This is a genomic window from Corynebacterium poyangense, assembly GCF_014522205.1.
Taxonomy (GTDB): Bacteria; Actinomycetota; Actinomycetes; order Mycobacteriales; family Mycobacteriaceae; genus Corynebacterium; species Corynebacterium poyangense.
Window position 1 is genome coordinate 679,469 of the sequence record NZ_CP046884.1, and the last position, 12,593, is coordinate 692,061.

Consider the following 12,593-nt stretch of genomic DNA (forward strand, 5'->3'; position numbering starts at 1 on the left):
AAGCAGATGACTACACCTGCTGAGAACACTGATGCCCTGAGCCCCGAGATCCAGGTGTCCATTACTGGACGCAATGTGGAAGTCCCGGAGCACTTCGCAGATCGGGTCAAATCTAAGTTGGCAAAGATCGCCCGCTTGGATCCCACCTTGACTTTCTTCCACGTCGAACTTCAGCATGAGCCCAACCCGCGCCGGGAGGCTCAGTCTGATCGCATCCAGATCACAGCGACTGGAAAGGGCCATTTGGCTCGTGCAGAGGCAAAGGAAGATAGCTTCTATGCGGCACTGGAAACAGCGCTCGCCAAGATGGAGCGGTCTTTGCGGAAAGTGAAGGCGCGTCGGTCTATTGCCCGTTCCGGTCACCGTGCCCCAATGGGGACGGGACAAGCAGCTGCTGAATTAGTCAACGAAGCTAAAGAAGCCCGGGATAACGTTGGGAAATATGATGTTGACCCCTACGAGGGGTCCGTTGAAGACGCAACCCCAGGTCAGGTAGTGCGGACCAAGGAACACCCTGCCACCCCCATGAGTGTGGATGACGCTCTTTCTGAAATGGAATTGGTAGGCCATGATTTCTTCCTCTTTGTGGATGAAGAAACCGGTCGTCCGTCAGTGGTGTACCGTCGCCACGCCTATGACTACGGATTAATTGCGCTGGCTGAAGAAGGCTAAGCAGAGCGCGAAAACTGGGCCGTCATCACAGAAGTTGTGGTGGCGGCCCGGTGCTTTGTCACAATTGTGGAGGTTGGGTGCGTACAATGTGCCACGACCTACTTGAACTCAGACAGAAGTGTTAAGGACCGACATACGTGTTTGGACTATCGAAGCTGCTCAGAGCCGGTGAAGGCCGAGTACTTAAGCGACTACGCAAAATTGCTGATGATGTCATCGCCTTAGAAGATGACTACGCCAAGCTCAGCGATGAGGAGCTTAAAGCCAAAACTCAGGAATTCCGGGACCGCATTCAAGCCGGAGAAACCGTCGATGACCTGCTTTTAGAAGCTTTTGCTACTGCCCGCGAGGCCTCCTGGCGGGTGTTGGGTCAAAAGCACTATCCGGTTCAGGTCATGGGTGGTGTTGCGCTTCACTTCGGCAACGTCGCCGAAATGCGCACGGGTGAAGGAAAAACCCTCACCTGTGTTCTTCCTGCCTATCTCAATGCTTTAGAAGGTCAGGGCGTGCACGTCGTCACGGTCAATGACTACTTAGCTAAGCGTGACGCCGAGTGGATGGGACGTGTTCACCGCTTTTTAGGCTTAGATGTGGGTGTGATCCTGTCTGAGATGCGCCCAGAGGAGCGTCGTGCTTCCTATGCGGCAGACATCACCTACGGCACCAATAATGAGTTCGGCTTCGATTATCTGCGCGATAATATGGCTCGCAGTTTGGAAGATTTGGTTCAGCGCGGTCACCACTATGCCATTGTGGATGAGGTGGACTCGATCCTCATCGATGAGGCACGAACTCCACTTATTATCTCCGGGCCAGTGGATGGATCCTCGCAGTTCTACACTGTTTTCGCCCAGTTGGCGCCGAGGATGCAAGAAGGCATTCACTACGAAGTTGATCATCGTAAACGAACTGTCGGCATCCTGGAAGATGGCGTAGGTTTCGTGGAAGATCAACTAGGCATTGACAACTTGTATGCTCCAGAGCATTCCCAGTTGGTGAGTTACTTAAATAACGCCATCAAAGCCAAGGAATTATTCACCCGTGACAAGGACTACATTGTCCGCGGTGGAGAGGTGCTTATTGTGGATGCGTTCACTGGGCGTGTCCTGTCTGGTCGTCGCTATAACGAGGGAATGCACCAGGCCATAGAGGCCAAAGAGGGCGTCGAGATTAAAAATGAGAACCAGACTCTCGCCACGATTACGCTGCAGAATTATTTCCGGCTCTATGAAAAACTGGCCGGGATGACGGGTACTGCGGAGACTGAGGCTGCGGAGTTGCACCAGATTTATAAGCTCGACGTTGTTTCTGTGCCGACGAACCGCCCGAACGCTCGTGAGGATTTAGCCGATCGGGTATACAAGACTCAGGAAGCGAAGTTCGCAGCCGTGGCGGACGACATCGCGGAACGTTCAGCTAAGGGGCAGCCCATTTTGGTGGGTACTACTTCGGTAGAGCGCTCCGAGTATCTCTCACAGCTCCTGCAGCGCCGGGGGATCAAGCACAACGTGCTTAATGCTAAGCAGCATGACAAAGAAGCTGAGATCGTGGCTCAGGCGGGACTACCCGGTAATGTCACCGTCGCTACCAATATGGCGGGTCGCGGTACCGATATTGTTTTGGGTGGTAATCCCGATATTTTATTGGATATTAAGTTGCGGGAACGTGGGCTTGATCCAGTAGAAGATGAGGAAGCCTATCAGGCTGCGTGGGATGAGGAACTCCCCAAGGTTAAAGAACGCTCCCGGACTCTAGCGGAGAAGGTGTGTGAAGCCGGCGGCTTGTATGTTCTGGGTACTGAGCGCCATGAATCTCGACGCATTGACAACCAGTTGCGGGGACGTTCCGGTCGTCAGGGAGACCCCGGTGCGACGCGGTTCTATTTGTCCATGCGGGATGATTTGATGGTTCGTTTCGTGGGGCAGTCCATGGAAAATATGATGAATCGTCTTAATGTGCCAGATGATGTCCCCATCGAGGCAAAAATGGTGACTAACTCCATCAAGGGCGCGCAAGCCCAGGTGGAAAACCAGAATTTTGAGATGCGTAAGAATGTTCTCAAATATGACGAGGTGCTCAATGAGCAGCGCAAAGTTATTTATCGGGAGCGTCGCCAGATCCTTGAGTCGGAAGATATTGGGGACAATATTCAAGACATGATTGATGAAACTATTTCCGCCTACGTGCACGGCGCAACCGCCGATGGTTACGTCGAGGACTGGGATCTGGATTCGCTGTGGAATGCGCTCAATACCCTCTACGGGCCGAGTCTCACCGCTCAGGAACTTATCGATGGGGATGAGTATGGTTCTCCCGGTGAGCTCAGCGCGGCGGATCTGCGCAAGGCTTTATTAGATGATGCTCACCGCCAATATGAGGAACTGGAAACTCACGTCACTGAACTTGGCGGAGATAATCAAATGCGCTCCATTGAACGCCGCATCATTTTGCCCATCATCGACGCAAAATGGCGGGAGCACCTGTATGAGATGGACTATCTCAAAGAAGGTATTGGTTTGCGCGCCATGGCGCAGCGCGATCCGCTGGTGGAGTACCAAAAAGAAGGCGGAGACATGTTTAATGGCATGAAAGAAGGCATCAAGGAAGAAACCGTTCGCCAGCTTTTCTCACTACGCCATCAATTTGCCGCTCCTTCGGCCCCGGAAGCTCCCGAGGCCCAAGCCTAGCGGTGCGGGGATAATAGCCGAAAAGAGTGGATCTGCCAGCAGCGAGGTTCCTGGACCGCAGGAATGTGGTTGGCGTCGCGTCCCTGGTTCTGCGGTTCGATGAGAACAGGTAGACCAGATGGTGGGCCAAAAAGTGCGAGAAATGCCCAGCCTTGGGCCCGTGATGAGCAACAGCCATAGATCTCAAAATCTGGTCCATCGACCGCTTCTCTGACATGGAGGCTATCCACCCTGACCGGGCCCGCATTGTCGGAGCGCTCTGCCATCCGACGCCGCAATAGCCGGGTCGCAACCGAACTTAGTCCTGCTTTCTCAAGATGAGAGGGGGGACGGATTCGGAAAATAACATCCAGCACAATTCTGATTCTGCGCCGAGCTTCCGTGATGATCTCCCTCGACACCGGCGTGACGACGGGGGCGGCTGGGGATGATAGGACCGGGTGTGGAGGCGTCGAACCTTCTGAGGCTTTTAGGTAACTAAACCCGGGTATGGGCAAAAGCATAGTGAAACTCCCTGCTGCTTGCAGGGCAGATGAGGGTGGGGCTGGGTATTATTGTGTCACATTGACAAGAAGAAAGGTATGCAGTGCGAGGACTGATCGTCGACTACGTCGGTGTCTTAGATGGAACCGATGAAGAACAGCGCCGCTGGCGGGCGCTTTTTGCCGAAGCCAAAAGAAATGGTGTTGGTACCGCGATTTTATCTAATGACCCGGGCGGTCCTGCAGCTGAACCCATTCGTGAGTGGGAGTACCGCGGGGTAGTCGATGCGGTGTTATTAAGCGGAGAAATCGGAGCTGAAAAACCAGAAACCGCAGCTTTCCAGGCAGCGGCTGATGCTTTGGATTTGCCCTTAGATGATTGTGTGTTGGTTGATGACTCTATTTTGAATGTCCGGGCTGCTGTGGAGGCAGGTTTGGTGGGAGTCTTTTATCAGCAATTTGATCGCTCCGTAGTGGAGATCACTAATATCTTTGATATTAAGGGAGAATTCTAATAATGCGGGTCTATCTGCCGGCGACCTTCACTATGCTCAGCGGTTTGAAGGAAACTGGAGAAATGTATGCGCGTTCAGGTTATGGTTTTGCCTTAACCCAGGCACTCCGTGATTTTTATGACCACGGTGATGATGAAGAAATCGCGCACGCTGCGTTCCAGGACGCGGCAGAGGCCTCCATTCGTCTGCTAGCTATCGGCGATGAAAATACCTTCCCGCATCGTCGTGTGGTGGTGTCTGTGGATCTGCCTGATGAGCAGGTTGATCCTGATCCAGAGTTAGGGGACTCCGTGGTGAAATTGCGGCCGGCTCGCATTAGCGTCGATCAACTTGCGGCTATTCATATCGATATTGAGGAATCAGAGGCTGCAACGGCCAAGGCCATTGAAGTGATTGATGAATCTGATCTGGGCGTTGAGGATGCTGAACTAATTGTGGGGGATGCGCTGGATAATTTTATGGCCTTTTATGACCCCACAGAATTACCCTTCCTCATTGAATTGATGTAAAAAATTGGCACTCATCCCGGGTGGGAGAGAGTCAGTTTCTTATTTGTGCGGATCGCCATCATTGAGTTCCGCGAGTTTGGTGAAGCCTTTTGTAGCATCGCTGAACTTTTGTTTGGTGTTGACTTCATCGAAGGGACGAATTGTGCCGTCTTTTCTTCATTGAACATTTCTTTACCGTAAATGATGATCAGGAGCAGGGTTCCAGCCGCAAATCCCCACGCCGTGCCTTGAATAGCAAGAACACCGGCGGGGATTCCAGCCATGCCTAGGTCCTTTTGATTGGGGCTTCCATGATGCCAACCCGGATGCTAACGAAACCTTGGATGATGAGAGTCAGCGCTAGCCCTACGGCCAGGATGGGTTCTACGAAGGTGACAACGGGAAGGAGAAGGAGACCACAGTCTGTGCCCCAGAGGAATGAGCCGGCACCGCAGAAAACTGACTGCATGGCCCTTTTACCTTGTTTGTAGCGTTTCACAACCACCACGTGCATGGCTGCCCAGAACGGACCGCACATGGCACCATCTGTCCCGATGATGCTCTTGAGGGCATTTCTGCCATCAAAAAGCAAGTGGGCACGGTTGGGGGTACACAACCTCTTCATCTCTTCGCACGTGGTTAGCTTCATGAATAACCGCTTTGGCTTGAAACACATGACTAAAGCCCACAATATAGGTCGCCAATACCGTAGGAATGGTGGTAATGAACATGATGAGTGGCGGGAAACCTAAACCAAAAATGGTGTATTCATTCTATAGAGTGAGGAGATCTGGTTGGGAAAAGCCTCACCCAATTTCGGGCCATTGGGCTTCACCGACAAGTGGCGCAATGAAAACCGCAGCAAAAATGGAAGGAATAATGCCGAGGAAGGCGACGAATCTCCACCCCACAGCGCGTTGCCTTAAGGTGGCGAAGAACTTGGAGTACATCAGGAAAAGGCGATAAGTATCGCGATAGTGATGGTGATGGGGAAGGAATGGAAACGTCCATCATCTTTAAAGACGGAGATGATGGCAGCTAAACCAGCCCCAGGAACAATTCCTGCTCTTAATCCTGAGGGGACACAACTCTGACCGCTTCGCTGGCTAATCCAGTTAGACCAAGGGTGATACTAGATACGCCGAGAATCAGCTGGAAACTACACTCGCTCGGGTCCCTCGGGGAAATCCTGCACATAGACAATGCGGAGTGGGATGGCTGGGGTGATCCACCCGGAAACCACCGGATCTCCCCAACAGGTGGTGCGTGAGGTAAAGCAATCCGTTGAGCATGACAACGGCAAGCGCTACGTTAAAGGGCATTCCCAACGCTTTGGTCATGAGCGGGATGGCGCCTAAGTCCACCACACACATGAATAGGCCCTAGGCGAAATCCGGCAGCTCTAGCAGCTCGTGCATAAAGGGCAGCCGAATTTCGAAGGGTCCCATCTTCCAATGGGGGGAGGGTTTTCCTATGCCATCTTCAATTTGTTTAGACACAAACGGCTTTTTCCACAGTGAAGAGGCTTAATCAAAGTCGATAATTTGACGTAGCGCCAGACCATTAGCGAGGTTGTCCATTGCCTGGTTGATATCTTCGAGGCGAATATGTGAGGAAACCAATCCTTCAGCATTCAGCCTGCCAGCACGCCAAAGTTTTTCGTACTTCGGGATATCAACGGCCGGGACAGCGGAGCCAAGGTAGCTGCCGTGGAGTCGGCGTGCCTCAGCGGTGATTGCCAGGGGGTCAATTTGCAGTATGGAGTTGGGTGCTGGGAGGCCAACGGTTACTGTCATGCCCCCTGGTTTGGTGATTTTAAACGCGGTTTCTAGGGCTTTGGGGTGGCCTGCGGCCTCCACCACGGCGCTAAAACGTTGACCGTTCTTTTCTATCTCCATGGGGGTCGCTACATCAGAACAACCAAGTTCTAGGGCTTTTTGGCACTTGGATTCTTGCATGTCAATGCCAACAATGTTTTTCACGCCCAAGGCTGCTGCGGTGATTACAGCTGCCATGCCCACACCTCCCAGTCCAACTACAGCAATGGAGTCGGTAGGTTTCGGTTTGATCTCATTGAGAACCGCACCACCACCGGTAAGAATGGCACAGCCAAAGATCGCGGCAATATCCCAGGGGACGTCATCTCCAATGGGAACAATGGAGCGAGTGGAAACTACGGCGTGGTCGGCGAAACCAGACACACCCAAGTGATGATGGACTATTTCACCATGGCGGGAAAGCCTGCGACCGCCCCCAAGAAGAGTTCCCTCATTATTGGTTGCTGAACCAACCTCACAGGGGATAATCCCGTTGGTGTCACAACCAGCACAATTTCCGCAGCGCGGGAGGAAAGTCATCACCACATGCTGATCAACCTGAAAATCTTCGACGCCTGGCCCGCATTCCACAATTGTGCCGGCGGATTCATGGCCTAAGAGCATGGGCAGTGGCCGGGGACGATTGTTGTTGACCACGGAAAGGTCAGAATGGCATAGACCAGCGGCAGAGATTTTCACCAATACTTCGCCCGGCCCGGGTGGCGCCAATTCCACCTCACTGATGGAAATAGGTCGTGATTCCGCATAGGGTTGAGCGAGCCCAGAATGCTCTAGCACGGCTCCTCGGATAACTCTAGGAGGTTGCATTTTCTTTGCCTTTCTCAGACAGAGGGGTTCCGGTTGTCGGTAGTTCAGTCGCTGTCGTCGTATCCACTTCGGTCATCACTTCACGGATGAATTCGGATTCCGGAATATTAGAGTTTTTGGCGATTGCGCGTAATTCAGCTTTTTCTTCCAGCGTGAGATGCTCTTTATCTTCAAAACGCTTGATCAGCAGTTCGCGGGCGCGTCGACGTAATTCAGTCTCGGACTCCAAGTTTGCGCGATTCTTCCACCATGCCCAGGCCATAATGGACATGATCAGAATGCCGATATACCCCAAGGCTGGATAAACATAGCCGATGAGATTACTGAACCCAACGAAGCTTATGACAAAGCCGATGAGGACCACAATGACATAAATCTTATAAAAGTCCTGGCGGCGGTTTTTCGATAGCCGTTTAGCCAAGGCGTAAAACATTCCGATGGCGGTATTAAAAATCATTCCATAGATAGCGAAGGCCATAACCGTCCCCAAATAAGGATGGATATGTGTCAGCATCGCGAGCATGGGCAACTCAGTTTCCATGACTGTATCCACAGACAGATACATGGAACCGACAAGTAACCCTAAGAGGAAAAGGAAGATAAACCCGCCAACAACTCCACCAATTCCTACTTCACGGGAATCCATGAAATTGCCACCAATAACAATGGCCATTGAAACCACGACGATCACTTGGAGACCGACGCTATTGATAGTAGAAACCCACCAATTAGGGAGAGTGGTAGGAATCTCTAAGGCCTTTTCATGCAACGTGCTGAAATCCGGCTGAGCATGGAAGATGGTCCACAGGGCCCCTAAGCTAATGAGAACGATAATAAAGGGGGTGAAAGCGCCAATAACCAGCGTCACTTTGTGAACGTCGAGAAGACCAGTGAGAAGAACCAGAATCAGAAGGATTGTTGCGCCAATCCATTCACTCCCTCCCCATTGCTGTTTGAAATTCGCGCCGGCTCCGGCAAACATGGCCAAACCAATACAGAACAAGGTCACCATGGTGCCAATGTCCATGATCTTTGAGGTCACCGGGCCAGAAATGGCTTCAAAAACACTGGTGTGTTCTTTCGCCCGGTGATAGCTGCCTAATTGGAGAATGGTGATACCCGAAATCATTATTGCAATGGAGGTGAGGACGGCGCCTAAAACTCCCCAGTTACCAAAGGCAACAAAGTACTGTAGGGCTTCACGTCCGGAAGCGAAACTGGCACCAACCAAGATGCCAATAAAGGCCATGGCTATTTCAAGAGATCTTTTAAGCATGATTCTCCTTAACTGTCCTCGCTTTTTGGCCGCTGTGCTTCCGAATAAACTCTGCAACTTCTGTGGTCATTTCCTCACCCCGGGGGATTACCCCTGCCGAGGTGAAAAGCCCATGGTGATAGCCGGCGAGGTGACGGTAGGTAACATCGCAACCGTGCTGAGCTAAGGCAAGAGCGTATTGTCCACCTTCATCGGCAAGAGGATCATTATCTACGGTGACAACGTAAGCAGGGGGGAGGTTCTCCGGCAGTTCAGCCCGAAGTGGACTCAAATCCGCTGCAGAACGGTCTTGGCCTTCGGGAACATAGGTCTCAATAAACCACCGCATGGTGTGGGCGGTCAGCGGGAACCCCCCAGTGATGCGTTGATAGGACGCTGATCTTTCAATACCTTCTGTGGTGATATCAGTGATGGGATACAAGAGCACTTGGCTGTTGATATCAGCTACTGAATCATCCTGACTGAATTCATTGGCGAGAATGGCTGTCAGTTGTCCACCTGCGGAATCACCAATTAAGCACACTGATTCCACAGTGAGTTGATGGCTTTCCTGAGCATCGCTTAACCACCGTAGGGCCTCACGGCAGTCTTCAATGGCTGCGGGGTAGAGGTGCTCAGGGGCTAGACGATAATCCACTGCAACGGCGGGTAAGCCAGTGAGCAGGGAAAGACGTCGGACGAGAGAGTGATGGGTTTCAAGATTCCCCATCAACCAACCACCACCGTGGAAAAAGAGGATGGCTGGGGTAGCTTCCTCACGATGTTGAGCAGGGCGGGGTTCATAAACTCTGACCTGAAAATCTGCTACCGCATAATCAGTGAACTCTGGATCCTGATCCTGGAGACCATTCTTTGAAGAAGAGGAGATATAATTCTTCCTTACCTCGGGAATAGGGAAACTCTCAAAAGACTGAGAACCGGCATCTCTAAAGGGCTTGAGAGCTCTCCAGGCATCCTGTGCAATACGGCGTTCCATTTTAGCCAACCCCGTAATCGCTGAGATTGAGAGTCTTGGTCAGAGCATGATACTCAGCAACATTCCCGGACCAGTTGTTGATAACAACTCCCTCGGAGTTCTTATACCAGGAGGAGCAGTCTGCGGAGAATGCGGACTTTTCCAGGTCGCCTTGGATTTTCTCATTGAAATCACACAGCACCTTTTCCGAAACATCAAGGGGTTGCTCCGGGTGCTGCTGCAGGTATTGAACAGCCTGGCTGATGTAGTTGTCCTGGGCTTCCAACATGGCCACGACAGAGTGGTGGTTCAGGTTGGTGTTCGGGCCATAAAGAAGGAACATATTGGGGAACCCATCCACAGTCATACCCAAATAGGCCTCCGGGGTATTGCCCCAACGCTCTTTAAGGTCAACCCCACCACGACCCAGGATGCATAGGTCACCCTGGAAAGCCTGGCTGTAGAAACCGGTACCGAAGATAATGACATCAAATTCATACTCTTCGCCGTCAACGGTACGAATACCGTTCTTAGTGAAGGAATCAATTCCTTCTGTCACCAACGTGACATTATCCCGGTTGAAAGTCGGGTAGAAATCATCAGAACGCAAAATGCGCTTACAACCAAAAGCGAAGGTAGGGGTAAGCTTCCCCCGCAATTCAGGATCTTTGACCTGGTTGTGGAGGTGTTCCAAGGCTTGCTGGATACCTTCTTCAGCTGCCGCTGTTCCTTTACGGGTACGGTCAAAGCCTGCCTCGCGCATCTCATGGATTTCATCACGGATCTTTTGATAAGACCCCGGATGCTCCTTGAATTCTTTGCTCTCTTCCTCAGAGAAAATGATCTGGTTCCGGGGAAGAATATAGTTGGCCGAACGCTGGAATACGGCGAGCTTTGCAGCTTCCTTGGCAACCTCGGGAACAAACTGCACGGCTGATGCCGCATTGCCAATAGCGGCCACCTTCTTGCCCTTAAGGTCCACATTATGGCGCCACTGCGCAGAGTGGAACATAACACCCTGGAAGTCGTGGAGACCGGGGAAATCGGGGATCTTCGGCTGCGAAAGCTGACCCCATCCGCCCACGAAGGTGCGACCATAGATCTTTTCGCCACTGTTGGTGGTGAACTCCCAGAGATGAGAGTCTTCTTTCCACTCGGCAGAAACAACTTTGGTGTTGAGCTGAATATGCTCATGGAGATTGAACTCATCAGCCAACGCGATGAGGTAACCAAGCATTTCATCCCGACCGGCAAACATCCGAGATACTCCCAAGTTCAGGAAGTAGCTGTAGCAGTAGATGAGAGCCTGGGTATCACAAGCAGCACCAGGATAGTTATTATCGCGCCACACGCCGCCAATTTGCTCGGCCCCTTCCAGAATGAGGAAGTTTTCCACTCCATCGCGGGTAAGCTGGGCGCCCTGGCCTAAGCCACCGTAACCGGCACCGATAATGACTGCATCATAAACATGATTCTGGGACATGAAATTCCATCCTTAAGGAAGATAGTGGAGATGAATGATTAGTTGGAGAAGGTCTTTGTGATACCGTCACGGAGCACATTGAGGCCATCACGCAGCAGGTCTTCTTCAATGACCAGCGGAGGTAGAAGGCGAATGACATTGCCGTCCATACCGCAGGTCAATGCAATGACTCCCTGGGAGCGACAGTGGGCCGCGATAGCTGCAGTTCGCTCAGGATCGGGAGCGCCAGAGGCGGTGGAGAACTCGAGGGCAATCATGGCGCCCCGGCCGCGGATTTCAGCCACCATGTCTGCTTCGAGCAGGGGTTCTAATTCTTCGCGAATGATTCCTTCGATGGCAGTTGCACGCTCCAAGAGCTGATGATCTTCAATATAAGAAAGGGTGGCGAGGGCTGCCGCGCAGGCGATGGGGTTACCGGCATAGGTGCCTCCTAGAGAACCGGGGCCTGGGGCGTCCATGACCTCTTTGGTTCCGGTGACGGCAGAAAGTGGCATTCCTCCACCCACACCCTTAGCAATGGTGATGAGATCAGGCTCGAGTTCCTCATGATTGGAGGCAAACCATTGCCCGGTTCGTGCAATGCCGGCCTGAATCTCATCAAGGATAAAGAGGACATCATTATCTTTGCACCATTTTTGGAGCGTCGGGAGGAAGCCGGGTGCAGGTACCACGAATCCGCCTTCGCCCTGGATAGGCTCGATGACAATGCAGGCGAGGTCTTCAGTGCCAATATTTTGTTCGATGTGGCGGATGGACTTTTCCGCAGCTTCTTCACCGCTTAATTGGTCACGCAAGGGGTAAGAACCGGCGATTCGATAAACATCGCCAGCAAGCCGGCCAAATCCTGCCTTATAGGGCTTGTGCTTTGCCGTCATGGACATGGTGAGATTGGTACGGCCATGGAATGCGCGGTCAAAAACCACTACCCGATTTTTGCCCGTGTAATTGCGGGCAATTTTAATGGCGTTTTCAATAGCCTCGGCCCCAGTGGAGAATAGGGCGCTATGCTTTTCCGATGCGCCGGGAGCAATAGCATTGAGTTTTTCGCACACGTCAACAAAGCCCTGGTAGGGAACGTTGAGGAAACAGGTGTGGGTGAAATGATCAGCCGCCTCCTTGATGGCTTTATTCACCTGAGGATTCCGGTTGCCCACATTGGTCACGCCAATGCCGGAGGCAAAATCAATCAGCTGATTGTCATCCGCGTCAACTAAGATGGCGCCATCGCCAGAAACAATATATGCGGGAAGGCCGGGCTTTAAGGCCTGAGCGCAATTGGCTTCTCGATGCTTCTCCAGTTCAAGGCTGTGAGGGCCTGGAATAGTAGTGCGGACTATCCGCTTCTGTTCAATGGGATTCTCTTGCGAATGCATAACTCTCCCTCTTCGGA

14 protein-coding genes are annotated in these 12,593 nt (G+C 52.2%); 5 read left to right on the forward strand and 9 right to left on the reverse strand.

Translation table 11 applies throughout. The features are described 5' to 3' along the window. Positions 1-6 precede the first annotated feature (6 nt). Both hpf and secA read left to right on the forward strand, forming a co-directional pair. Positions 7-672 (forward strand): ribosome hibernation-promoting factor, HPF/YfiA family, encoded by a 666-nt coding sequence (gene hpf, locus GP475_RS03225; protein WP_187975222.1) that lies wholly within the window; start codon positions 7-9, stop codon positions 670-672. Positions 673-809: 137 nt separating this feature from the next. Then, the gene (gene secA, locus GP475_RS03230; RefSeq protein ID WP_187975223.1) at positions 810-3,359 is read left to right on the forward strand and encodes a preprotein translocase subunit SecA; all 2,550 of its coding nucleotides are present in this window, start codon (positions 810-812) and stop codon (positions 3,357-3,359) included. On the opposite strand, the gene GP475_RS03235 is transcribed toward secA, so the two are convergent. Continuing rightward, entirely contained in the window at positions 3,356-3,862 is a 507-nt protein-coding gene (locus GP475_RS03235) for a hypothetical protein (RefSeq protein ID WP_187975224.1), read from the reverse strand. The genes secA and GP475_RS03235 overlap by 4 nt on opposite strands. Before the next feature lie 83 nt (positions 3,863-3,945). On the opposite strand from GP475_RS03235, the gene GP475_RS03240 reads away from it, so the two are divergent. Together GP475_RS03240 and GP475_RS03245 are read left to right on the forward strand one after the other, a co-directional pair. Then, on the forward strand, positions 3,946-4,356 hold the full coding sequence (locus GP475_RS03240; RefSeq protein WP_187975225.1) for an HAD-IA family hydrolase: 411 nt from the start codon (positions 3,946-3,948) through the stop codon (positions 4,354-4,356). A 2-nt stretch (positions 4,357-4,358) separates the two neighbouring features. Then, on the forward strand, positions 4,359-4,865 hold the full coding sequence (locus GP475_RS03245; protein WP_187975226.1) for a DUF6912 family protein: 507 nt from the start codon (positions 4,359-4,361) through the stop codon (positions 4,863-4,865). 11 nt (positions 4,866-4,876) lie between these two features. Here GP475_RS03245 and GP475_RS12450 read toward each other — a convergent pair whose 3' ends face one another. The 3 genes from GP475_RS12450 to GP475_RS12460 form a co-directional block, all read right to left on the reverse strand. Beyond that, positions 4,877-5,128 (reverse strand): hypothetical protein, encoded by a 252-nt coding sequence (locus GP475_RS12450; protein ID WP_262485225.1) that lies wholly within the window; start codon positions 5,126-5,128, stop codon positions 4,877-4,879. A 2-nt stretch (positions 5,129-5,130) separates the two neighbouring features. Further along, positions 5,131-5,493 carry a hypothetical protein gene (locus tag GP475_RS12455; protein WP_224399863.1) on the reverse strand — a complete coding sequence of 121 codons (363 nt, stop codon included), beginning with the start codon at positions 5,491-5,493 and terminating at the stop codon, positions 5,131-5,133. A 157-nt stretch (positions 5,494-5,650) separates the two neighbouring features. Then, positions 5,651-5,794 carry a hypothetical protein gene (locus GP475_RS12460; RefSeq protein ID WP_224399864.1) on the reverse strand — a complete coding sequence of 48 codons (144 nt, stop codon included), beginning with the start codon at positions 5,792-5,794 and terminating at the stop codon, positions 5,651-5,653. A 264-nt stretch (positions 5,795-6,058) separates the two neighbouring features. Between GP475_RS12460 and GP475_RS12465 the strand changes: the two genes are divergently transcribed. Beyond that, positions 6,059-6,202 (forward strand): hypothetical protein, encoded by a 144-nt coding sequence (locus tag GP475_RS12465; protein WP_262485226.1) that lies wholly within the window; start codon positions 6,059-6,061, stop codon positions 6,200-6,202. Positions 6,203-6,370: 168 nt separating this feature from the next. Here GP475_RS12465 and GP475_RS03255 read toward each other — a convergent pair whose 3' ends face one another. From GP475_RS03255 to gabT, 5 genes are read right to left on the reverse strand one after another with little or no spacing between them, the layout of a single operon-like run. Continuing rightward, positions 6,371-7,489: an alcohol dehydrogenase catalytic domain-containing protein gene (locus GP475_RS03255; protein WP_187975227.1), complete on the reverse strand. Its 1,119-nt coding sequence runs from the start codon at positions 7,487-7,489 to the stop codon at positions 6,371-6,373. After that, positions 7,476-8,765 (reverse strand): YkvI family membrane protein, encoded by a 1,290-nt coding sequence (locus tag GP475_RS03260; protein ID WP_187975228.1) that lies wholly within the window; start codon positions 8,763-8,765, stop codon positions 7,476-7,478. The genes GP475_RS03255 and GP475_RS03260 overlap by 14 nt, the downstream gene beginning before the upstream one ends. Further along, entirely contained in the window at positions 8,758-9,741 is a 984-nt protein-coding gene (locus tag GP475_RS03265; RefSeq protein WP_187975229.1) for an alpha/beta hydrolase, read from the reverse strand. Before GP475_RS03265 ends, GP475_RS03260 begins: the two co-directional genes overlap by 8 nt. A 1-nt stretch (position 9,742) precedes the next feature. Continuing rightward, on the reverse strand, positions 9,743-11,203 hold the full coding sequence (locus GP475_RS03270) for a flavin-containing monooxygenase (RefSeq protein ID WP_187975230.1): 1,461 nt from the start codon (positions 11,201-11,203) through the stop codon (positions 9,743-9,745). Between the two features lie 38 nt (positions 11,204-11,241). Then, a complete protein-coding gene (gene gabT, locus GP475_RS03275) occupies positions 11,242-12,576 on the reverse strand; it encodes a 4-aminobutyrate--2-oxoglutarate transaminase (protein ID WP_187975231.1) in 1,335 nt (444 codons plus the stop codon). Positions 12,577-12,593 lie beyond the last annotated feature (17 nt).

Coding starts and splice junctions, on each gene's coding strand:
- hpf (WP_187975222.1), top strand. CDS start 7: ATGACTACACCTGCTGAGAACACTGATGCCCTGAGCCCCGAGATCCAG.
- GP475_RS03235 (WP_187975224.1), bottom strand. CDS start 3,862: ATGCTTTTGCCCATACCCGGGTTTAGTTACCTAAAAGCCTCAGAAGGT.
- GP475_RS03245 (WP_187975226.1), top strand. CDS start 4,359: ATGCGGGTCTATCTGCCGGCGACCTTCACTATGCTCAGCGGTTTGAAG.
- GP475_RS12450 (WP_262485225.1), bottom strand. CDS start 5,128: ATGGCTGGAATCCCCGCCGGTGTTCTTGCTATTCAAGGCACGGCGTGG.
- GP475_RS12455 (WP_224399863.1), bottom strand. CDS start 5,493: ATGAAGCTAACCACGTGCGAAGAGATGAAGAGGTTGTGTACCCCCAAC.
- GP475_RS12460 (WP_224399864.1), bottom strand. CDS start 5,794: ATGTACTCCAAGTTCTTCGCCACCTTAAGGCAACGCGCTGTGGGGTGG.
- GP475_RS12465 (WP_262485226.1), top strand. CDS start 6,059: ATGGCTGGGGTGATCCACCCGGAAACCACCGGATCTCCCCAACAGGTG.
- GP475_RS03255 (WP_187975227.1), bottom strand. CDS start 7,489: ATGCAACCTCCTAGAGTTATCCGAGGAGCCGTGCTAGAGCATTCTGGG.
- GP475_RS03260 (WP_187975228.1), bottom strand. CDS start 8,765: ATGCTTAAAAGATCTCTTGAAATAGCCATGGCCTTTATTGGCATCTTG.
- GP475_RS03265 (WP_187975229.1), bottom strand. CDS start 9,741: ATGGAACGCCGTATTGCACAGGATGCCTGGAGAGCTCTCAAGCCCTTT.
- GP475_RS03270 (WP_187975230.1), bottom strand. CDS start 11,203: ATGTCCCAGAATCATGTTTATGATGCAGTCATTATCGGTGCCGGTTAC.
- gabT (WP_187975231.1), bottom strand. CDS start 12,576: ATGCATTCGCAAGAGAATCCCATTGAACAGAAGCGGATAGTCCGCACT.